Annotated in this window: 17 protein-coding genes and 1 pseudogene; 9 read left to right on the top strand and 9 right to left on the bottom strand. The window is 65.8% G+C overall.

Annotated elements, in window-relative coordinates; genetic code table 11:
• Positions 1-21 precede the first annotated feature (21 nt).
• The 4 genes from HNQ70_RS09585 to HNQ70_RS09570 all read right to left on the bottom strand — a co-directional run bounded on the left by HNQ70_RS09585 (position 22) and on the right by HNQ70_RS09570 (position 3,048).
• Positions 22-735, bottom strand: coding sequence for an RNA polymerase sigma factor (locus HNQ70_RS09585; RefSeq protein ID WP_183966819.1), 714 nt, complete (start codon positions 733-735; stop codon positions 22-24).
• A 216-nt stretch (positions 736-951) separates the two neighbouring features.
• Complete coding sequence (locus HNQ70_RS09580; RefSeq protein ID WP_183966818.1) at positions 952-1,734, bottom strand: SDR family NAD(P)-dependent oxidoreductase; 783 nt, start codon at positions 1,732-1,734, stop codon at positions 952-954.
• Positions 1,735-1,975: 241 nt separating this feature from the next.
• Positions 1,976-2,437 (bottom strand): hypothetical protein, encoded by a 462-nt coding sequence (locus HNQ70_RS09575; protein WP_221302750.1) that lies wholly within the window; start codon positions 2,435-2,437, stop codon positions 1,976-1,978.
• 50 nt (positions 2,438-2,487) lie between these two features.
• Positions 2,488-3,048 (bottom strand): hypothetical protein, encoded by a 561-nt coding sequence (locus HNQ70_RS09570; protein WP_183966817.1) that lies wholly within the window; start codon positions 3,046-3,048, stop codon positions 2,488-2,490.
• 327 nt (positions 3,049-3,375) lie between these two features.
• Between HNQ70_RS09570 and HNQ70_RS09565 the strand changes: the two genes are divergently transcribed.
• The 6 genes from HNQ70_RS09565 (at position 3,376) to HNQ70_RS09540 (ending at position 8,244) form a co-directional block, all read left to right on the top strand.
• Positions 3,376-3,582, top strand: a complete 207-nt coding sequence (locus HNQ70_RS09565; RefSeq protein WP_183966816.1) for a dodecin — start codon at positions 3,376-3,378, stop codon at positions 3,580-3,582.
• 96 nt (positions 3,583-3,678) lie between these two features.
• A complete protein-coding gene (locus HNQ70_RS09560; protein WP_183966815.1) occupies positions 3,679-4,029 on the top strand; it encodes a DUF3147 family protein in 351 nt (116 codons plus the stop codon).
• A gap of 198 nt (positions 4,030-4,227) precedes the next feature.
• Positions 4,228-4,572, top strand: coding sequence for a PepSY domain-containing protein (locus tag HNQ70_RS09555; RefSeq protein ID WP_183966813.1), 345 nt, complete (start codon positions 4,228-4,230; stop codon positions 4,570-4,572).
• Between the two features lie 20 nt (positions 4,573-4,592).
• Positions 4,593-5,069, top strand: coding sequence for a DUF2271 domain-containing protein (locus tag HNQ70_RS09550; RefSeq protein WP_183966811.1), 477 nt, complete (start codon positions 4,593-4,595; stop codon positions 5,067-5,069).
• A gap of 9 nt (positions 5,070-5,078) precedes the next feature.
• Positions 5,079-7,286: a PepSY domain-containing protein gene (locus HNQ70_RS09545; protein WP_183966809.1), complete on the top strand. Its 2,208-nt coding sequence runs from the start codon at positions 5,079-5,081 to the stop codon at positions 7,284-7,286.
• Positions 7,267-8,244 (top strand): FAD:protein FMN transferase, encoded by a 978-nt coding sequence (locus HNQ70_RS09540; RefSeq protein WP_183966807.1) that lies wholly within the window; start codon positions 7,267-7,269, stop codon positions 8,242-8,244. The genes HNQ70_RS09545 and HNQ70_RS09540 overlap by 20 nt, the downstream gene beginning before the upstream one ends.
• Positions 8,245-8,903: 659 nt before the next feature.
• On the opposite strand, the gene HNQ70_RS09535 is transcribed toward HNQ70_RS09540, so the two are convergent.
• From HNQ70_RS09535 to HNQ70_RS09515, 5 genes and pseudogenes are all read right to left on the bottom strand, one after another.
• Positions 8,904-9,767 (bottom strand): lambda-exonuclease family protein, encoded by an 864-nt coding sequence (locus HNQ70_RS09535; protein WP_183966805.1) that lies wholly within the window; start codon positions 9,765-9,767, stop codon positions 8,904-8,906.
• The gene (locus HNQ70_RS09530) at positions 9,764-10,402 is read right to left on the bottom strand and encodes a Sak single strand annealing protein (protein WP_183966803.1); all 639 of its coding nucleotides are present in this window, start codon (positions 10,400-10,402) and stop codon (positions 9,764-9,766) included. Before HNQ70_RS09530 ends, HNQ70_RS09535 begins: the two co-directional genes overlap by 4 nt.
• A 98-nt stretch (positions 10,403-10,500) precedes the next feature.
• Entirely contained in the window at positions 10,501-11,124 is a 624-nt protein-coding gene (gene radC, locus HNQ70_RS20640; RefSeq protein WP_425504350.1) for a RadC family protein, read from the bottom strand.
• Positions 11,079-11,831 (bottom strand): annotated as a pseudogene (locus HNQ70_RS09520) (ArdC family protein); the annotation flags it as partial. The gene radC and the pseudogene HNQ70_RS09520, both read right to left, overlap by 46 nt.
• 172 nt (positions 11,832-12,003) lie before the next feature.
• Entirely contained in the window at positions 12,004-12,291 is a 288-nt protein-coding gene (locus tag HNQ70_RS09515) for a hypothetical protein (protein WP_183966797.1), read from the bottom strand.
• Positions 12,292-13,189: 898 nt separating this feature from the next.
• Here HNQ70_RS09515 and HNQ70_RS09510 point away from each other — a divergent pair.
• The 3 genes from HNQ70_RS09510 to HNQ70_RS09500 are packed head-to-tail and all read left to right on the top strand — an operon-like array spanning position 13,190 to position 20,126.
• Positions 13,190-15,730 (top strand): sigma-70 family RNA polymerase sigma factor, encoded by a 2,541-nt coding sequence (locus HNQ70_RS09510; protein WP_246434894.1) that lies wholly within the window; start codon positions 13,190-13,192, stop codon positions 15,728-15,730.
• A 32-nt stretch (positions 15,731-15,762) separates the two neighbouring features.
• Positions 15,763-17,220, top strand: a complete 1,458-nt coding sequence (locus tag HNQ70_RS09505) for an ATP-binding protein (RefSeq protein WP_246434893.1) — start codon at positions 15,763-15,765, stop codon at positions 17,218-17,220.
• The gene (locus HNQ70_RS09500; RefSeq protein ID WP_183966793.1) at positions 17,217-20,126 is read left to right on the top strand and encodes a Z1 domain-containing protein; all 2,910 of its coding nucleotides are present in this window, start codon (positions 17,217-17,219) and stop codon (positions 20,124-20,126) included. Before HNQ70_RS09505 ends, HNQ70_RS09500 begins: the two co-directional genes overlap by 4 nt.
• Positions 20,127-20,353 lie beyond the last annotated feature (227 nt).

Raw genomic sequence — 20,353 nt, 5'->3', positions numbered from 1 at the left:
CGTTCCCGCGCCCAGCGCACCTCAGCCGACGGCAGCGCCCCCGCCGTCCGCCAGCCGCGCAATCACCTGCCTCACAATGCGGTCGCAACGCGCTCCATCGAAGGAGTAGGCGTCGGCCATGGTCATGTCGATATCACGCTCGAGGCCCTCGCGAAGCAAGGCCCTGGCGCGGAAGAAACGCGTGCGGACCGTCGCCTCCCTGAGCCCGAGGGCGGCCGAGACCTCCTCCACGCTCATCTCCTCGACCGCCCGGAGCATGAACACCGTCCGGAACGCTTCCGGCAGCGCGTCGATGCGCGCCTCCATCTGCGCGCGCAACTCGGATCGCATCGCGGCGCGATCGGGCCGTTCGTCAGGGTTGCCTTCCATCCCGGTCTCCGTCCATGCGTCACCGGATTCCATCGGCGAATCGAGGGCGATCACCTGCGCGCCACGGCGCCGCAGGCGTCCCAGGGCTTCATTGATGACGATGCGGACCAGCCAGGTGGAAAGCCTGGCGTCCGCCCTGAAGCCGCCGATGGCCCGCCAGACATGCAGGTAGGCCTCCTGGAGCGCGTCCTCGGCCTCGGCATCCGCCTTCAGGATGCTGCGCGCCGTGCGGAACAGCAGGCGGTTGTGGCGCCGCATGATCTGCTCGAACGCAGCGGCATCGCCCGCAGCCGCGCGCGCAGCGATCTCGGCATCGGTGGCCGGCACCGCCGGCATCGCATTCACGGCCGAACTTGCAACTTGCATGGGAAGCTCCCCGAGGTCTGAACGGAGGGTTGAACGGAGCGCCGACCGGAGCGCACTTGCCGTTGGATGCGCGCCGGGCCGGTTCCGTTCCCGGCCTGCCCGCCAGCGGAGCGCGCGGCCTTCCTCCTCCGCCTGCCAGCATGCCCGGCGGCGCGTGAAACGAAAACGGGTGGACGGCCCGTCGGACCGCCCACCCGTTTCAGGAGACCCGCTGGATCAGCGCGGCGTCATGCGGATGGCACCGTCCAGACGCACGCACTGGCCGTTGAAGTACGAGTTGCGCGCGATCTCGAGCGCCAGGCTGCCGAACTCCTCCGGCTTGCCCAGGCGCTTCGGGAAGGGCACCGAGGCGCTCAGGCTCTCGAGCACCTTGGGCGTGGCGCCCAGCATCAGCGGCGTGGCGAAGATGCCCGGCATGATCGAGTTCACGCGGATGCCGATGTCGGACAGGTCGCGCGCCATCGGCAGCACCAGGCCATTGACGCCGGCCTTGGCCGAACCGTAGATCACCTGGCCGATCTGGCCGTCCTGGGCCGCCACCGACGCGGTGAGGATGATGACGCCGCGCTCGCCGTCCTCGAGCGGCTCCAGCGTGGCCATGCCCTCGGCCGCGTGCGCCGCAAGGCGGTAGCTGGCCACCAGCACGCCCTGCACGCCCGCCTCGTAGTCCTCGGTGGACAGGCGCTTGAGCTTGTTCGACGCCTTGTCGAAGGCCAGGGTCTTGCCGCGGCGCGAGGTCATCGCGCAATGCACCAGGATGCGCTCCTGGCCGTGGGCGGCGCGCGCCTTGGCGTAGCCGTCGACCACGCTCTGCTCGCTGTTGATGTCGACCTTGCAGAAGATGCCGCCGATGGCCTTGGCCACCGCGGTGCCTTTTTCCTCGTTGATGTCGAAGATCGCGACCTTGGCGCCGGCGGCGGCCAGGGCCTCCGCGGAAGCCTGGCCCAGGCCCGAGGCGCCGCCGGTGACGACTGCGCTGGTGGTTGCGTCGAATTTCATTTGGTGTGCTCCTGCCGAGTCGGCGATGGTGATTGGAAACGGATCGCCCGGCCTGGGCCGGGCGGCGTGGGGGATTTTACCGGGGCTGTGGATCCGCCCGTTGGCGGGGACGGCCGCTTATGGACCGGGCTGGCCGCGCTCGCGGGTCGCGGGTCGCGGGGTCAGCCCTCCCCGGCCGCCCCGCCATTCGAGGCGCGGATGCGCTGCGCCGCCAGAACCGGTTGAACAGGCCCCCGCCCCTTCATTGCGAGGGCGCCACCACCGGCGTCATCGTTGGAGCGGCCTGCGCCTCGGCGCGGACGACGTCGGTCGACGCCGGGGCGGGGGCGGGGGCGTTGGCCACGGCGCCCTTGCACTTCTTCTGGATCGAGGCCTGATGCAGGGCGTCGTACTCGCCCTTCAGACGGCCGTACTCAGCCTCCTGCTGCTTGGTACCGCCGAGCGCGAAAAGGGCGGGCCAGAACAGGACCAGCCCGACCCCCATGATCGCCTTGTCGTTGCTAGCGGCCTCATCGAGCCGGCCCCCAAGTTGCGTGACACGTCCATGGACGCGCTGCACCTCGGCTGTGAGCTGCTCACAATCGTAGGACTGATACTGCATGGGCGAGACATATGCGCTCGAGATGTCTTTGGACGCCGTGGCGCAGCCAGCGGACAGTATCGAGATTGCGAGGGCGAGGCAAACGGGACGTTTGAGAAACATCTGAAGCTCCAGAACTGATTGAAATGAGACGAACCGGCAGCCAGGGGCGGCTAACGAAGGGCAACTCCGTCGATTCGCAATGCCATGAGCTCATCGATGAGGCGGGCGATGTTCGTCCTGATGGCGCCCTCGTTCGCGAGCTTCAGTCGCTCGACGGCCAGGAACGCGTCGCCCGCCTTCGCCGTGTACGGCGTGGCTATCGTTCTGGCGAACACATCCTTTCCGCTTGCCCTCTCGGTGAGCGTGTAGTTGACCGTCGCCGTAACGGTCAGGTTGAAGCCGACCAGCGGCTGGTCGAGCTTCTCGAGATGCACGGTGAGGAAGTAGCGCCCGGCCTGGCGGTTCTCGGAGTACATGCCCGCGGCTCGCAGGGATCCTGCAAGGGCTCCCTCGAACTCGGAACTGCCGACGCTGCTCACCCACATCGGGTTGGTTTCGCGGCCACCCGTCACGTCCCTCAGGGCCACGTTTTCCTTCAGCACAGCCGGGGCGGCGATCCGCTTCGCGATGCCCGGTTCGGAGATCATCTGGTCGACACGTGCCGGCGTCGCACAGCCAGCGGCCAGCACAGAGGCGGCGACCGCCATCGAAACAGCAAGGCTTCTACCCATTTTTCTTCTTTCTCCTTTGATGAGGCCTGCAATCCAGGATGACGGTTCGGCCAACCCGCATCGGCGCCGGAGAGTCGCTCCCAAGGACCGAACGAGCGGTGATTCCCTGGTGACCATGCAGCGAGACAAACGTTCGGCGTGACGCGATGCTATTGAGAGCGGGGCTCATAGGACGAGCCCGGCGAGACTGTCGATTCAGGTGGCGCGAGTCCTGACGAGTCGAGCGAATGGCCATGAGGGCGAATCGCTCGCAGCCATGCCCCTGCCATTGACAGACGCCGCGCCCGGGTGTCCGATGAGGGAGGGCAAGACACAGGAGGCCATGCCATGTCGGATCACACCTACAAGTCGATCGAACTCACGGGGTCTTCGTCGGTCAGCAGCGACGACGCCGTGCGCAACGCGCTGGCGAAGGCGCACGAAACGATCCGGAACATCCACTGGTTCTCCGTCATCGAAACCCGCGGCAACGTCGCGAGCGGCAAGGTTTCGCACTGGCAGGTGACGCTCAAGGTGGGCTTCACCCTCGAGTGACTGGGGCTGCCTCCTCGGGGACCCGCCCGGAAGCCGGGCGGGATTGATCAGCGGCGCCTCGGCGTCCGGACTTGAAGCCGACCACTGAGCTGGCCGATGTTCCAGTACGCCCTCAAGGTCGCGCTCTCCGCCGTCGTCATCGTGGCCGTCGCGGAGATCGCCAAGCGCTCCAGCCTCTGGGCGGCTGCGCTCGCATCGCTTCCGCTCACCTCCATCCTGGCCTTCGTCTGGATGCAGTTGGATGGCGAGCCGCCGAGCCGCATCGCTTCGCTGGCCAACGACATCCTCTGGCTGGTGATCCCCTCGCTGCTGCTGTTCATCGTGCTGCCGGTGTTGCTGCGTGCGGGATGGGCCTTCTGGCCGAGCCTGCTGCTTGCCTGCCTCGCAACGGTTGCGGGGTATGGGACAGTGATGTGGCTGCTGGCGCGGTCTGGATCCGGCCCGTAGCAGTCAGGCAGCCAGCCTGCGCGTGCAGCCAGGAAGCCCCCACGGCACGAGCAAGGCTGCAGTCGCTGCCAACGGGCGGCGAACGAATGCCTCGTTCAGCATTCGTTCAGGATGGATTCCTCACAATGCCGCTCGAGCCCGTCGCGCCTGCACCTCGAATCCTCTGTCATGCGCAAGCCCGCTGGAAAGGAGCCCCAGATGAGTCACAGGTCCTCTCTGCGCCGCAGTCTGCTGGCTCTGTCACTGGGGCTGTTCGCGCTGCCGACGTTTGCCGGGAACGATTGCGAGGCGCCGGTGGAGCGCTGGCAGTCGCGCGAGGCGGTGCGCGAGATGGCGGCCCGGCAATCCTGGCAGATCGAGCGGCTGAAGATCGACGACGGCTGCTACGAGCTTCGCGGCACGGACGCCCAGGGTCGTGCCTTCAAGGCCAAGATCGACCCGGAAACCCTCCGGGTGGTGAAGATGAAGCAAGGGTACCGCCAGCGCGATCGGGAACGTGATCGTGACGGAGAGCTGGCCGCGCCGCGCGGCCAGCGCAATTGACCCCACACTGGAGGATCCACATGTCCAAACGTCTGTTGACCACGATTGCCACCATCTGCACGCTGGCCCTGCCCACCCTAGCGCACAGCCGCCAGGTCACGCTGACCGCCCAGCTCAAGAACTACGGCGGTGACGGCGCCTATCTGGCCGCATACCTGATCGACGCCAAGGGCGCCTATGCCCGCACGCTCTGGGTGGCCGGCGGCAAGGCCAAGTACTACAAGCACCTGTCCGACTGGAACCGCCTGTCGGCCAGCGACACCAAGCGCCTCGCCGGCGTGACCGGCGCAAGCGTGGGCGCAGGGCGAACACTCAAGGTCACGGCCGACCTGGCCGAGGCGCTCATTGACGCCGGCTACGAGATCCGCATCGATGCCGCCGCTGAAGACATGCGCGACAGCCCGTCGGAGATCCGCGTGCCGCTGGCCACCGGCAACGCCGGCAAGCCACAGGCCGGCAAGCAATACATCCAGTCGCTGACCTTTCAGCTGCAGTAAAGGCCGCGCGTGGGCTGGAAGGCAATCCACCGCTGGCTGGGCCTGACGGCCGGTAGCTTTGCCCTGCTGCTGGGAATCACTGGCGCCCTCCTGGCATTCGATCCGGTGCAGCAGGCCTGGCAGGCACCCGCGGCGCCGGACGATCTGCGGGTGGCCACGCTGGTGGACCGTGTGGCGCACACCGTCCAAGGGACGCAGGAAATCCGCCGCCTGCCCTCGGGCGCCATCGTGGTGTTCAGCTTTCGCGGCGACCAGGCGCAGGCGTCCTACGTGCATCCTGATGACGGTCGGGTGCTGGGCGCCTGGCAGCCCTCGGCGCTGCCGCGCTGGCTGAAGAACCTGCACCGCTCGCTGCTGCTGGGCGACCCCGGGCGCTGGGGTGCAGCCAGCATTGCGTTGGCCATGGCGGCGCTTTCCCTCTCGGGCCTCGTGCTGCTGCTGCGCCGCATGGGCGGCTGGCGGCGGCTGGCGGGGCGGGTGCGTGGATCGCTTGCGCAACGCCTTCACGTGCTGGTGGGCCGGGTCGTGCTCGCGGTGCTGTGCCTGACATCGCTCACGGCGCTGTACATGAGCGCCACGACCATGGGGCTGGTGGCGCTGGACGCAGCAAGCGAGCCCGAGGTGGTCTCGGTGGTCACCGGCCAGACCGCATTGCCCGGCGCGCAATTGTCCATCCTGCAGAACCTTGCGGTGCGCGACTTGCGCCGACTGAATTTCCCGGACGCCGCCGACCCGGAGGACGTCTGGAAAGTGTCCACGCGCCAGGGCGAAGGCTGGATCGACCGGTACTCGGGTCAGACGCTCGCCTGGCAGGACACCACCCTTGCGCAGCGGATCTACGACTGGGCAGTGGTGCTTCACACCGGCGAAGGAGCCTGGCTCTGGGCCGTGGTGCTCGCGGTCGCGGGCGCCAGCGTGCTGCTGTTCTGGCTGACGGGAATCGTCATCTGGTGGCAGGCGCGCCGCCAGACGCCCCGCATCGCCGGCAACAGCCCCATGGCGCGGGCCGATGCACTGATCTTCGTCGCCAGCGAGGGCGGCAGCACCTGGGGCTTTGCCCAGGCGCTGCACGACGCGCTGGGCCAGGTCGGCCACCGTGTGCACACCAGCGCCCTGGAACATTTTCAGACCACTCCCGCCACGCGTCAAGTGTTCGTGCTCGCAGCAACCTACGGCGAGGGCCAGGCGCCGGCCCTCGCCAGCCACGCCCTCGAGCGCATCGCAAGGCTCAGCTCTGGCGCCGTGCCGGTGACGGTGCTGGGATTTGGCGATCGCCAGTACCCCGCCTTTTGCGGCTTCGCCGAAGCGCTGGAGCGGACCCTGCGCGCGCAAGGCTGGCCCGCGCTGCTGCCGCTGGAGCGCATCCACCACCAATCGAGCCAGCAGTTCGCGCGCTGGGGCGAAGCCCTGTCGCAGGCGCTGGGCGAACCCCTGATGCTGGAGCATGTGCCGCGCGTGCCGCCCACCACCGCCCTCACGCTCGTGGCGCGGCAGGACTACCCTGGGCGCACCGACCAACCCACGGCGATCCTGCGCTTTTCGTGGCCCGCCCAGGGCTGGCTCGCGCGCCTGCGCGGACTCGGCCTGGCGCGCTTTGCGGCCGGCGACCTGGTGGGAATCGTGCCGCCGGGGCAGGCCGTGCCGCGCTACTACTCGCTGGCATCGGGCTCGGCGGACGGATTCCTGGAGATCTGCGTGCGCCAGATGCCCGGCGGCCTGTGCTCCACGCACCTGCTGGGCCTCCAGCCCGGGGATCGAATCACGGCCTTCATCCGCTCCAACGACGGCTTTGCGCTGCCGCGCACGCGGCGACCCGTGGTGCTGATCGGGGCGGGCACGGGCGTGGCGCCACTGGCCGGCTTCATCCGCCGCAACGACAGGCACATCCCCATGCATCTGTACTTTGGCGGGCGCGACCCTTCGCGAGACTTCTACTTCGGCCCCGAGATCCAGCGCTGGCTCGGCGAAGGGCGTCTCGCGAGCGTGCAGACTGCGTTCTCGCGCGTACCCGACGGCGGTGGCTACGTGCAGGATGCCTTGCGCCGCGATGCCGAGCGCGTGCGCGGTCTGCTGGGCAGCGGAGCCATCGTGCGCGTCTGCGGCAGCCGCGCCATGGCGCACGACGTGGCCGAGACGCTGGACGCCCTGCTCGCACCGCTGCACCTGAGCGTGCGCCAGCTCAAAGCGAAGGAACGCTATGCCGAAGACGTCTTCTGACCGCCTTGCGCCCGGCACCCACACAACCCTGCAGGGCCCGGCCATGGGCACGCGCTGGTCGGCAGGCGTGTACGCAGACGACACGCTGGACCTGACGGCCCTGCGGCAGGACCTCGCCGCAGCGGTGCAGCAGGTGGACGAGCAGATGTCCCCCTGGAAGCCCGACAGCGACCTCATTCGCCTGAACCGCGCGCCCGTGGGCGCATGGGTGGACCTGCCCGCCGAGATGCTGGAAGTGCTGGCCTGCGCGCTGGACATCCACCGCCTGAGCGCGGGCGCATTCGACCCGGGCGTCGGGGCGCTCGTCGATGCCTGGGGCTTTGGTGCGATGCGCGATGCGCCCGACGCCGCGGCGATTCACGCCGCGCGCCAGGCTGCGCCATTCACGACGCACGAGAGCCTCGAGCTGGAACTGCCCGCAGGCCGCGCCCGCAAGCGTGCTCCGCTGCAGCTTGACCTGTGCGGCATAGCCAAAGGCTACGCGGTCGACCGAATGGCCGCGGTCTTGCATCAGCACGGGGCGCGGCACGCACTCGCGGCGCTTGATGGCGAGCTGCGCGCCGTGGGCAGCCAGGCCAGCGGCGCGCCCTGGGCCGTGGCGCTCGAGCGCCCCGAGCCCGGGCACCGTGCGGTGCACGGGGTCATCGAACTGCAGGACCTGGCCGTGGCCACATCGGGCGACTACCGACGTTATCTGGAGGTGGGCAATGCGCGCCTCTCGCACACCATGGACGCGCGCCGCGCCGCGCCCGTGAACAACTCCGTCGCATCGGTCACCGTGCTCGCACGCACTTGCATGCGTGCGGACGCCTGGGCCACCGCCCTGCTGGTGGCCGGGCCCGCCGAAGGCCTGGCAATGGCGCAGCGCATGGGGCTGGAAGCGCTGTTCCTGATGCGCCGGGCCGAAGGGCTGGTGGAGATGGGACTGGGGCGGTTCGCGTCGCCAGGGGAGTCCTGATAGCCGATCGTCTCGTGTTCGGACTGGTCGAGTAGCGGCAGGGGCGCGGATCGATATGGGCCCGGAAGCTGGACATCCACGGAGGATGGCGGACGCCGGGCGCAGGATGTGCGCCCGGGGCGACTAACCGGCGCGCGGCCCGGCGTCGAACACCTCCAATGGCGGCACCCGCATTGGCGGGCTGCGCCGGCCGATTTCGAAGAACTGCTCGATGTCGGCCTGCTCGGGGCTGACGTATCGGTTGCACTTGCGCCCTCCCGGCGGGCCGCCTTGGCTGCCACCCTGGAGCTCGCGCCGGGGCACCGCTGCGCGGCACTGCGGGCGCGGGCGCGCCGCGCAACCAAGCCGCGTGGAGCCGGCCGCGGTCAACAACACCTACAGAACACCTACAAGCCAAAAACCGCCGAGCGGCCGGGGTCCGAATCAGGCCCTAAGCTATTGGTTTTCCTGGTGGGCCCCCCGGGAGTCGAACCCGGCACCAACGGATTATGAGTCGCCCCCAGGCCCGCAGTTCACAACAATGCACAACGAACTAACGCAACAACATCAACAACTTAGCAGCTTTCGACAGTTGCGGCGAGTTGTCGGAAGCCGCTGCTCATTTTCAGGGAGTGTCCCACCAGTGTCCCATGGGACGCTGGTGGGACTGACGCCCTGCCCTACTTCATCACCGTCACCCGTACCTCCTGCCGCGCAGCGCCCCGATACCGCTCCAGGTCGACTCCGGCCAACTCGGGCACCTTCTTGTAGTCCACCGACCCGGTCTTCAGGTAGCGGCTGACCGTCACGCCGAAGCCCTGCTCGGAGGTGTGCGTCGTCAGCGCCACCAGCCGCTGCTTCGCCGCCTCCAGTTCACCGGCCACGGCCTCCGCGGCGCTCTTCAGCGCCATGTACTCCCGCGCGGCCGTCTCCCACTCCGGATCAGTCCGCAAGACCACGTCTCGCTCGGACAGCGGCGGCGGGGTGTCATCACGCACATGCGCCATGAAGGCCTCCCAGCCCTGGCGGATCGTCTCCCAGCAATCGGGCTCGGCCGCCTGCTCGATCAGGATGCCGGTCTTGCCGTCGAAGACGTAGAGGTGGGCGAGGCGCGCACCGCTCACCAGCAACTGGTGCTGCATCTGCCAGTAGACATGCACTGGCACCCGGCCGGCGCGAGCCTCCTGCAGCAGTGACGAGGTCTTGCTCTTCGGGCACTTGATCTCGACGATGACATCGCCGTCGAGCGTGATGCCGTCCAGGCTCGCGGAGTACTCCCCGTCGACGAGCACCAGCGGCTGCATGACGTTGCCCGTGAGGGTCTCGTACATGGCCCGTGCCTCCGGCTCGGTGGCCGTGCCGTGGGCCATCGCGGCGGTCGTCTCGACGGTGACGCGCCCCGTGCGCTGCTGCCACAGCTGCAGTGGCGTGGTGTACGGCGACAAGCCGAGGACGGCGGGCGTCTCCGACGCGTTGCGATGGGCCAGCCGGTGGGCGTGCCACTCGGGGCTGCCCTGCAGGAGCTTGACGATGGTGGCCATCATGCAGCCCTCCGCTTGGACTCGAGGCTTCGGATCGCCCGGCTCGCGGCCTGGGAGGTCAGCTCGTCGAGCTCGTCGACCCCGAAGAACTCCAGCAGCCGCTCCAGGTCGCTGCCGGTCTCGTCGAGCAGCCGGCCGATGTAGCGCAGCTGCGCGGGGCTGGCCCGGCCTGCAGAGGGCAGGCTCGACACCGGCGCCTTGGGCCGCGCCGGCTGGGGTTCGGCCGGTCTTGCCGGTGCCTCCCCCGCGTCGGCCTCGGGGAGATCCTCGCCGGCGTAGATGTACAGGCCCAGGCCGTGCAGCGCGATCGCCTTGACCAGCGCCCGCTGGATCGAGGCGTTGATGTCGAACGAGGTCGGCTCGAAGATCGGCCGGTTCTTGCCGTCGAGCACCGGGTGGATCTGGCTCAGGGTGACGCCCTGGACGCTGACGGCGACCTCGACGTAGTAGCCGGTCTCGGTGCGCAGGAAGGGCAGGCCCTCGAAGCGGCGCACCTCCCAGGTGGCCGTGGGGTCGGCCTGGCGCAGCTGGGCGACGGCGAAGGGCCAGCTCAGGTAGGTGAACTGGCCCTTCTTCTCGACGTGGTCGTTGACGTTGATGCGGCTGAGACGCAGGAAGTAGTTGTCGTTGGCGGACATGGTGCTCTCCAGTGGGGGAAGCGAAAACGCCCCGGTGAGCACGGGGCTCGACCGGGGCGCGTGGGGATGCCGGCGCAAGGCCGGCAGGGGACAGCGGGCTAGAGGTAGCCCTTCTCGGCGAGGCTCACGGTCTCGCGGCGGGTGACGATGAAGTGATCCAGCACCCGCACGTCGACCAGCTCCAGCGCCCGGATGAGCGCCTGGGTCAGCAGCCGGTCGGCCGTTGAGGGTTCGGCCACGCCGCTGGGGTGGTTGTGGCAGAGGATCACCGCCGCCGCATTGCGCCGCAGCGCCTCGACCACCACCTCGCGCGGGTACACCGAGGTTTGCGTGAGCGTGCCGCGAAAGAGCTCGACGCTCTCCAGCACGCGGTTCTGGGCGTCGAGAAACAAGACCGCGAACACCTCGTGCGGACGATCCCCGAGCGACAGGCGCAGGTAGTCGCGCACGGCGGCGGGCGAGGACAGGACGTCGCCCTCGGCCATTTCGCTGGCGAGCAGGCGCAGCGCACGGGTAACGGTGGGATGGCGGGTGGCGTTCATGCGGCCACCTCCGCGGCTTCGGCCGCCTGGGGGGACGCCAGCCCGAGTACGTAGTCGGCTGCGGCCTGCGCACGGCTGGCAGCCGTGAAGATCAGCCGCTTGTCGCTGCGCATCGCCCTCAGCCAGCTCTCGATGTAGCTGGCGTGCTCGAGCCGGCCGGGAATGCCGACGTGGGCGCACAGGAAGGCTGCGCCCATCTCGGCGACCAGCTCCTCGAAGGCATAGGCCTCGATCGTCTGGCGGGGCATCAGCGGCCGGTTGCAGCGGCTCGGATGCCCCGTCCAGTGGGTCAGCTCGTGGAGCGCGACCGCGTAGTAGTCGCGGGCCTCGGGAAAGGCGCTGCGCGCCGGCAGCTGGATGCGATCCTGGCTGGGCGCGTAGAACGCCTTGGAGCCGCCGTGCTGGATCTCCGCTCCGGAGGCCCACAGGACGTCCTCTGCGGCCTCCAGCGGGCTCCAGGCGGGCGCCGAAGGCCCCTGGGGCAGCAGCTCGGGCGGCAGGCCCTCGATCTGCGCCGCGTTGAAGACGGTGAAGGTGCGCAGCAGCGGGACGACCCGCACGTCGCCTCCGGCCTCGGAGACCTCGGATTCGCCCCGAACCTCCTTCAGCTTGAAGAAGACGATCGGGGTGCCCGTTTCGCCCCTGCGCACGCGCGCCCCCAGCGCCTGGGCGCCGCGGAACGTGAGCCAGCGGTTGCGCTCATAGCCGCAGGCGGCAGCCTGCAGGTTGAGCAGCAGGACGTTGACGCCCCGGTAGGGGCGCCGGGTGGCGAGGTTGCAGGGGGCGGCATCGGCCGGGTCGGTCGACCAGGGGCGGATCCACGGTGGGGTGCCGGCTTCGAGCGCGGCGACGATGCGGGCCGTGACGGCCTCGTAGAGGTCGGACATGACGAACTCCTCAGAATGACGAACGCCCCGCCGGCAGGGGCCGGACGGGGCGTGGATTGGAAGATTGGAAGGTGGAGCTAGCGGCGGCGGCGGCCGATGAAGCTCAGCGCGTAGACCGTGGCCGTGCAGAGCACGGTGATCACCAGTTCGACGATGAAGGCGAGCGCGGCGTTCATGCGCGCCCGCTCACGTCGAGGGTGAGCCAGCCGGGAAAGTAGAGGTTGCCCTGGATGTGGCCGAAGGCGCGCTTGGCGGCGCTGGTGGCCAGGCTGGTGAGCAGCCCGGCGAAGGTGGCGGCCATCACGCCGCTGAAGGTGCCGAAGTGGAGCGCCAGCACGATCGCCGACACGGCGAGGTCGACGGCGAGGCTGTAGTGCAGCAGGCGCAGCAGCCAGCGACGCGGCAACTTCGCCAGCACCAGCACGGCCGAGAGAAAGACAACGATGCCCGAAGTGAACATGAACGGCTCCTTGCGTCTGCCGGGGTCGGGATGACCACCAGGGACGACAGACACAGGAGCGGGCCGTTCGAGCGGCGCGGGGTTCAGCGCCGCTCGGGCGCCGACGGCGCTGGACGTGGAGAAACGCGCGCCTCCCCCAGGGGGAAAGAGACTCCTTTTCCTCGACCTGAACCCGAAACCCGAACAGGGTGGGGGTTCAGCAGGACGGGGGAGGGAGTGTCTGTGCGGGCGTTTGGATCGACGCTTGCTCAGCGACCGGCTGCGTCGTGCCTTCGGACGCGATCGAACAACTCGAAGACGTCCATGCCGAATGCGTTGGCGATGACCTCGATGGCGTTCAGCGTGTGGGTTCGCCTGGCCGTTCGATTGCCGTGCTGATGGCATTGCAGACTTCGGCGGTCGCGAAGATCACCTTTGCAGCGATACCATGAGGTTGCGATCCAGTGTCGGCGCATGGGAAGCACTTGCATGCAGGGCTTTCAAGGAATCGGCTGGCGAGCCGCAGCGTGCACGCCGTCCAGCGCTTCTGCCAATGCCAGGACTCTGGTGGTGAAATCTGGAGTGGGTTTGCGGTCTTCGCGCAGCCAGCTGATAACCGCGAACCCTTGGGTTGATGAGGGTCTAACGCTCTACCAAAATCTGAGCTCGAAGTACGGTAGGCCGCGCCGGAGAGTGACTTCTTCCCCGCAGTAGGTTCTTCAAGCAAATAAACTGGGCAGCGTTGACCGATACATAGGGATGATCGTGCGCCAGAGCGTTTCAGTGCGCCGGATGTCGAGATGAGTTGCGCGCTTGTTGAAGGATTGAACGCAGGCGATCGCCATCAGCGCGCGTTGGGTTTTCGCCCGTGACCGCGTCTGGTGTCGCTGACTCTTGGTCTCTTAGCCAATTGCTTCGCATGGCCGTTGTGGCAGGTGTTGAAAGCGCCGTGCGACTCCACATCGCGAGAGGCGACGACCTCAACGCACGCGACGTCAACGGCATGACGCCACTAATGCTGTCCGCGGCCCGGAACAGGTCCGACATCTGCAGCCTGCTCCTGGCTGCGGGGGCTGATCCGCGTCTGCTCGCCCCCTCCGGCCAGACTGCCCACGAGATTGCGGTCGCCGCAGGGGCGCACGAGACAGCTGAAATTCTCAGCATGGTGCAGGCATCGCCTCCGATTTCTGGTGGCGGATCGAAAGCCTTCACCATCGAGCCAGGCAGCCGACCTGGCGTCGAGGTACGTCCAGCCGATGCTCGGCCAGCGCACTTGGCGCTTGGAACGCTCCCGGCGGCGGGGATCCCCCTGGGTAAGCCTCCCGTCTTGCACGCAGCAGACGTAACTGTTGATCTGGATGGTCCATCCGAGTTCGACTTGTCTGGTTGGGAGGCGGAGGAGGAGAGCAGCCCACCAGAGACTGACCTGTCGATCGTACGTGACTCTACTGCGATCCAAGTTGCCATCTCCAAGCATGAGACGGTGGATTCCTCAGCGGAATGGAGCGACATCGACGTCGATTTGCCAATACAGGCCTCGCCGTTCGCGCGCGCCGGAAATGTTGAGGCCCGCGCGCGGCTGCGCCCTCTGCTTCTCCGTGCGATCCGCGAGGGGAGCGTTCCTAGCCGGGCTCTTGCGGAGTTGTCGACTAGCTACGACGACCAATCGCTCAACCTCGAAGCGGTGGCGAGGCTACGTAGAGTGATCAACGATCTGGGGGCCGACGTGGACGAGCGACTGGAGTACCTCGCCGCCGCCGACAGCTTCGAGGTCATCCTGAATCCCGAGGAGACACCCGAGGAAGAGGATGCCGTTGATGAGGCGCTCGCCGCCATCGAAAGCGCGGAGTCTTCCCGCAATGAGCCGCTGCAGATCTATCTGCGGGAGCTCCGGCGCTTTCGGCTCATGTCGGCGCTAGACGAGGTAGCTCTTAGTCAAGCCATGGAGATGGCTTTGCAGGCGGCCCTCGATGCGTTGGCTGCCTGGCCAGGAGGCGTTGCATGGACGCTGGCTGTGGGGGCAGAAATCAAAGCAGGGGTTCGCCCGTTAGCTTGGATGTCGCTCGGGAGTAGGTCAGCCGAACTCGTCATCTCAGAGGATCCCCGTGCAGAAGCGTTAGCTGCTGGAGAGGAAGAAGAGCCCCTGGCGGGCGATCTTGTACCCCGTTCTGATGCGCAGTTTCATCTAGTCGATAGCGGTTTTACGGATGCGCTTCGCCAGCTCGGCGCCTCGTCTGTCGACTCCGAGCTGCACACTCCGGCATGGAGAGCAGTGCGCGAAGCGCTCGCGGCTCTCCGGCTCAGCCGCCGCTTCATGCTGGAGTTGAGCGACATTGAGTGCCCAGATTCTTCCTCGGCCCGCGCACGATACGTTCAGGCGATGTCCTCGTATCGGCAGGAACGCGATCGCATGGCGGCCGCGAACCTAAGGCTGGTGTTTCATCTCGCCAAGAAATATCTCTACAGCGGAGAGCCGCTCGATGACTTGATCCAGGCGGGGAATATCGGGCTGCTCAAAGCGGTTGAACGCTTCGATTGGCGGCGCGGTTTCAGGTTCACTACTTATGCAACATGGTGGATTCGGCAGCAAATCGGTCGTCATATCGCAGACAAGGGCAGGACAATCCGCATTCCTGTACACGTTTACGAGAAATACCAGCGCCTAAGCCGAGAGACTGAGGTGTTCGAGTCCCGATTCGGTCGCGCACCGTCTCCCGAAGAGCTTGCAGCGGGTGTCGGCATACCTGCCGAGAAGGTGGCCGCCCTCCGGCGCGTTACGTCCGAGATACTCTCAATTGAGGCTCTGTCAACCGACGAACTTGCTACCATAGAAGCGCTGGATATCTTCAGAATTCCGGATCCAGTCGAGATAGTTACCAGTGCCGAGCTCCATCGATTGCTCGACGATCTCTTGTCGGTATTGTCGCCTAGAGATCGGATGATTCTTCGCCTTCGCTATGGTTTTGGGGTGCGGGATTCCTTGACACTGGACGAGATCGGACAACGTTTTGCATTCACCCGCGAACGCATCCGTCAAATTGAAGCAAGCGCCCTCAAGAAGCTGAGGGTCCGTGTCTCGACGAATACTCGCGAACGCACTAAGCCTCTTATTCAGACGGCAAGGAATGGTCGGCAGAGGGGTGGGCGCTGTGGAGAGGAGCGGGGCGAACGCGAGCGCATCGAAGTTCACGACAGGTCCGAAAAATCTCGACCGCAGGGCCTGCCTGTGTCCGCATCAGCGGTTTCCAACGTTGCGGCCCGCGCCCGGTCTTCGCGCCTTGACCAATTGCTGGCCCATGCCGCCGCACTTGGCGTTGCCGTTGACGACGAAAGGGGTGGGCACTCAGGCCGGATCTGGGTGCGAGTGCGAAATATAGAGGACTCTCGGTACCGCCACTTGGTACGTAGACTGATTGACTTCGGCTTCGCCCCTTGGCCGGGGGAAGGCTACTGGAAATGAAGCAAAGGACCAGAAAGGCACCTCCGCGCCCCATGGCAATGCTCGAAGCGCTGCGGGGCTTGGGCTATTCGACTGCCGCGGCCGTTGCGGATATCGTGGACAACAGTATCTCCGCGGGAGCAGGCGAAGTACGCATTGAAGCCAGATGGGATGGGGCTGGCACCCGCATCGCGATCCTCGATGACGGCGTAGGAATGAGCGACGCGGAGCTCGAAAGTGCGATGCGAATGGGCGACAAAAACCCGTTGGCTGAGCGTGATGCGCATGATCTTGGCCGCTTCGGTATGGGTTTGAAGACGGCCTCGTTCTCTCAATGCCGTCGGCTGACGGTCGCCAGCGTCAAACATGGCGCCAAGAGCTGCCTGCGATGGGACCTCGACGAACTCGCTGCGCTTCCCGACGACGAATGGCTACTGTTTGAAGGCCCTGCCGCGGGCTCTGAGGTGCATCTCGCCAGCCTTGACGGCGAGCATTCTGGGACTCTCGTCCTCTGGGAGGCGCTCGACCGCATCGTCACCGACGGCTACACCGCAGACAACTTCAACGATCTAATCGACAACGTCGAGTCCCACTTGGCGATGGTCTTCCACCGGTTGATTCAAGGACCCCGTGCCCGGCTCAAGTTGCTGCTAAATGGTCGGCCTGTCTCTGCTTGGGACCCCTTCATGACAGGGCATCCGGCGAAGCCTTGGACATCACCGGTCACCAATCACCAGACCGCTTACGGAATCGTCTCGGTGCAGTGTCACGTCTTGCCTCACCGCGACAGGTTGACCAATTCCGAGTTCGAGGAGAACGCCGGGCCTGCCGGATGGACCGCGCAGCAGGGCTTCTACGTCTACCGGAATGAGCGCCTATTGGTCGCGGGTGGATGGCTCGGGCTGGGCAGCGCCCGCGCCTGGAACCGGGAAGAGGCACATCGCCTAGCCCGCATCCGCCTGGATATCCCGAATACGGCCGATGCCGACTGGAAGATCGATGTCCGTAAGTCGGTGGCTCGGCCTCCGGTGTCGCTGCGCCCCTGGCTCACCCTGCTGGCCGAGAACACTCGGGACCGCGCCCGGCGCGTATTCGCCTATCGTGGGTCGCCGGCTCCAGCTGCTGGCAACGAGCCTATCGAACAGGCATGGCGCGTGGAGAGGCTCAAGTCTGGCTTGCGATATCGGATCGACGAAGCGCACCCGTCGGTTGCAGCCGTCATGGAAAGCGCTGGCTCGCTGAAGCCGCTCGTGAAGTCGATGCTCCGGGTGATTGAAGAAACAGTCCCGGTGCAGCGCGTCTGGCTTGATACCGCCGAGAACAAGGAGACGCCGCGAACTGGCTTCGAGGGCGAGCCCAACGAGGCCGTGATCGAGGTTGCAAACGTGTTGTTCATGGATCTCATCGCACGAAAGGGCCTGAGCGTCGAGGAGGCCCGCAGGTCGATGCTCAGGACTGAACCATTCCAGAAATACCCGCAGCTCGTCGAAAGACTGGGGAGGAACGATTGACCGCAGTAGAAGATGTGGCCGCGCAAGCGGAGCTGCTTGAAAACGTCATTGCCACCGCGCAGCGACTAGTTAAGGCCGAGAAGGACAAATCCAAGGTTACTCCCGCCTTTATCGTAGAGAAGGTGCAGATGGCCGCGGCTGCTTTCGCAGGGAGCTCGCCGCTCCCCGTGGACCAGGAAACGGCAGTTGCCATTCTGATTCAGCGCTTCAGCCATTGGATTGGAAAAGCCACCACGCTCAAGGATGACAGTGGGCACCGCGATTGGCTCACGGCCGCCCGAAAGCGCGACTGGCATTACTGGCGACGCTACCGGGACTTCCTGGAATCCAAACTCTCCGACACCGTAGTCGAAGGCCTCAACGAAGCAACCGATGACATCCTCAGCCTTCTCGAGGACCCGCAGCGAACCGACCCTTGGGATCGCCGCGGCCTTGTCGTCGGCCATGTGCAGTCCGGCAAGACCAGCAATTATTCCGGGTTGATATGTAAGGCCGCCGATGCGGGCTACAAGATCATCATCGTACTGGCGGGCATGCACAACAATCTTCGCTCGCAGACCCAAATGAGGCTTGAGGAGAGCTTTCTGGGCTACGAGACGACGAACGATCGCGACCCCGGCATACCGATCGGCGTCGCTGAATTCGGGGACGACTTGAAGACCAACTCCGCGACCACGCGCGCGGAGAATGGTGATTTCAACAAGTCCATCGCGAGGCACTTCCATGGCATCTCACCAGAGGAACGCCCTTGGCTGTTCGTCGTCAAGAAGCAGAAGACGGTCCTAACTGCCCTGCTGAACTGGATACAAACGCGCGTTGCCGATACCTCGGATACGAGCGGCGCCCGGAAGCTCGTGACGAAGCTGCCGCTGCTGATGATCGACGACGAGGCGGACAACGCTTCCGTGGATACGGGCGAGCAGATGTTCAAGGACGACGGGACGCCGGATGAAGAGCATCAACCCAAGACCATTAACAGCCTCATCCGGCAAGTGCTACACGCCTTTACTCGCAAGGCCTACGTGGGCTACACGGCCACGCCGTTCGCCAACATTTTCATCCACCACAAAGGCGCCACGGCCAAGGAGGGCCCGGATCTGTTCCCACGTTCCTTCATCATCAACCTCGCCGCGCCGTCGAACTACGTTGGCCCTGCGCGAATGTTCGGGAGGATGACGGAAGATGGGCGCCAAGGAGCACTCCCCCTCTCTCGAGATGTCTTGGACCACTACGATCCGGGGACGGTTTCAGGCTGGATGCCGCCCAAGCACAGAAAGACTCACGTTCCAACCTACAAGGGGCGAGAAGTCATTCCGCCTTCGCTGCAAGAAGCCATCGGCTCCTTCGTCTTGGCATGCGTCGCACGTGAGTTGCGAGGGCAAGGGAACGAGCACTGCTCCATGTTGATCCACGTCACCCGATACGTTGACGTTCAGAAGCATGTACGCGAGCAGGTCGCGGAGGCGGTGCGCCGAATGCGCCAGAAGATAACTCGCGGCAACGAGGCGGGCGAGCTGCTTAGCCAATTGCGCAAGCTTTGGGAGGATGATTTCATCCCGATCCGCGACCAAGTTGCCGAGCTCTCGCCTGCGGAGGATCGCCCCCCGGAAATGCCTGGTTGGGAAAGGGTGCTTGCCACGCTGCCGGATGTCCTCGACGACATCGACGTTCGCTCTATCAACGGTACTGCGAAGGACGCACTTGACTACGCGACGCCAGGTGCGGCCCTCAGGGTTATTGCCATTGGCGGTGACAAGCTCGCTCGAGGTCTTACCCTCGAAGGTTTGTGCGTAAGCTACTTCGTGCGGACCACGAAGATGTATGACACGCTGATGCAGATGGGACGATGGTTTGGGTATCGTCCCGGCTATCTTGATCTCTGCCGTCTCTATACCTCACCCGATCTCGTGAAGTGGTTCGGCCATATCGCTGACGCGTCAGAAGAGCTGCGCGACGAGTTTGACTTCATGGCCAACGCCAATTTGACGCCGGAACAGTACGGTCTCAAGGTGAAGTCGCATGAGGTGCTCACTGTCACCTCGCCGCTGAAGATGCGCAACGCGCAGACTCTATCCCTTACCTACAGCGGCTCCCGTCCACAAACCATTCTCTTCCATCGTGACTCCAATGTTCAAAGGCAGAATTTGGACGCGGCGGATGCCCTGCTCGCTTCGCTCGGCAAGCCGTGGGTGGAGTCGCTAAGATACACCCGCGATGGCGCGGCCGATTCGTGGCCGAACGCTCGCCTCTGGAAGAACGTCGATGTGTCACAGGTGCTCGTGTTCCTCGGAGCCTATGCGACCCATCCGAACGCGACCAGCGCCAAGGCCGCGGTGCTTGCTGAGTTCATCTCCAAGATGGTCGGGACTGGCCAGTTGACCCAGTGGAGCGTCGCATTGCTTGGCGGCGGCGATGGCGTTGGCGATTCACACACGTTCCCCGGCGTAGATCCGGCTGAATCGTTCATTGCTCGCAAGACCGAGGACCCGGAGGACCTGGAGAAGAGGGATCCGACCAGCTTCGCCATCGGCGTGCTTACAGACCCCAAGGACGAAGGCATCGACCTCAACGACGACGCGTGGCGCCGGGCGCTGGCGCTCACGCAAGAAGCCTGGAAGCCCGATCCCGCGCGAGGTCGCGTCACCCTACCCAGCAGGCCTAGCGGTAAGGGCATGAGAGAGGCGCGGGCGAAGCTTGGGGGTGAGGTGGATTGCGGACTCCTGCTGCTGTACCCGCTCGCTCCCTACGTGGGCAAGGTCAAGGATCCCTCGAAGCTGATCGTTCCGGGATGGGGCAAGCCCATCATGGCTTTCGCCATTTCGTTCCCTGCCAGCGACAAGCCGATCAGCGTTGCGTACGAAGTAAACCTCCTCTACTGGATGCAGGAATATGGCCCGTCCGAATGAGGAGCTACTGCTGGCCTGGTCGTCGCTGTCTGGTAGTGCCCCTGCAGTTGGTTGGCGGACTATTGCCATGCCTCCTGCAGGCTCAGTGGAGCTGCGCGCCGGGCGCCACTCCCCGGACAACGCAGAGGCGATCCTGAACCGCCCCGGCTTTCGCGGAGGCTCTTTGGGTTAAGTCAGGCCACCACCTCGGTGATCTGACGGGTGATTTTCCGGTAATAGTTTGCCTC

This window comes from Quisquiliibacterium transsilvanicum, assembly GCF_014202215.1.
In the GTDB taxonomy this organism is placed as follows: Bacteria; Pseudomonadota; Gammaproteobacteria; order Burkholderiales; family Burkholderiaceae_E; genus Quisquiliibacterium; species Quisquiliibacterium transsilvanicum.
Note: the sequence above shows the minus strand (reverse complement) of the source record. Positions and strands in the feature narration are given on the sequence as shown.

Coding starts and splice junctions, on each gene's coding strand:
- HNQ70_RS09585 (WP_183966819.1), bottom strand. CDS start 735: ATGCAAGTTGCAAGTTCGGCCGTGAATGCGATGCCGGCGGTGCCGGCC.
- HNQ70_RS09580 (WP_183966818.1), bottom strand. CDS start 1,734: ATGAAATTCGACGCAACCACCAGCGCAGTCGTCACCGGCGGCGCCTCG.
- HNQ70_RS09575 (WP_221302750.1), bottom strand. CDS start 2,437: ATGTTTCTCAAACGTCCCGTTTGCCTCGCCCTCGCAATCTCGATACTG.
- HNQ70_RS09570 (WP_183966817.1), bottom strand. CDS start 3,048: ATGGGTAGAAGCCTTGCTGTTTCGATGGCGGTCGCCGCCTCTGTGCTG.
- HNQ70_RS09565 (WP_183966816.1), top strand. CDS start 3,376: ATGTCGGATCACACCTACAAGTCGATCGAACTCACGGGGTCTTCGTCG.
- HNQ70_RS09560 (WP_183966815.1), top strand. CDS start 3,679: ATGTTCCAGTACGCCCTCAAGGTCGCGCTCTCCGCCGTCGTCATCGTG.
- HNQ70_RS09555 (WP_183966813.1), top strand. CDS start 4,228: ATGAGTCACAGGTCCTCTCTGCGCCGCAGTCTGCTGGCTCTGTCACTG.
- HNQ70_RS09550 (WP_183966811.1), top strand. CDS start 4,593: ATGTCCAAACGTCTGTTGACCACGATTGCCACCATCTGCACGCTGGCC.
- HNQ70_RS09540 (WP_183966807.1), top strand. CDS start 7,267: ATGCCGAAGACGTCTTCTGACCGCCTTGCGCCCGGCACCCACACAACC.
- HNQ70_RS09535 (WP_183966805.1), bottom strand. CDS start 9,767: ATGATGGCCACCATCGTCAAGCTCCTGCAGGGCAGCCCCGAGTGGCAC.
- HNQ70_RS09530 (WP_183966803.1), bottom strand. CDS start 10,402: ATGTCCGCCAACGACAACTACTTCCTGCGTCTCAGCCGCATCAACGTC.
- HNQ70_RS09515 (WP_183966797.1), bottom strand. CDS start 12,291: ATGTTCACTTCGGGCATCGTTGTCTTTCTCTCGGCCGTGCTGGTGCTG.
- HNQ70_RS09510 (WP_246434894.1), top strand. CDS start 13,190: ATGGCCGTTGTGGCAGGTGTTGAAAGCGCCGTGCGACTCCACATCGCG.
- HNQ70_RS09505 (WP_246434893.1), top strand. CDS start 15,763: ATGGCAATGCTCGAAGCGCTGCGGGGCTTGGGCTATTCGACTGCCGCG.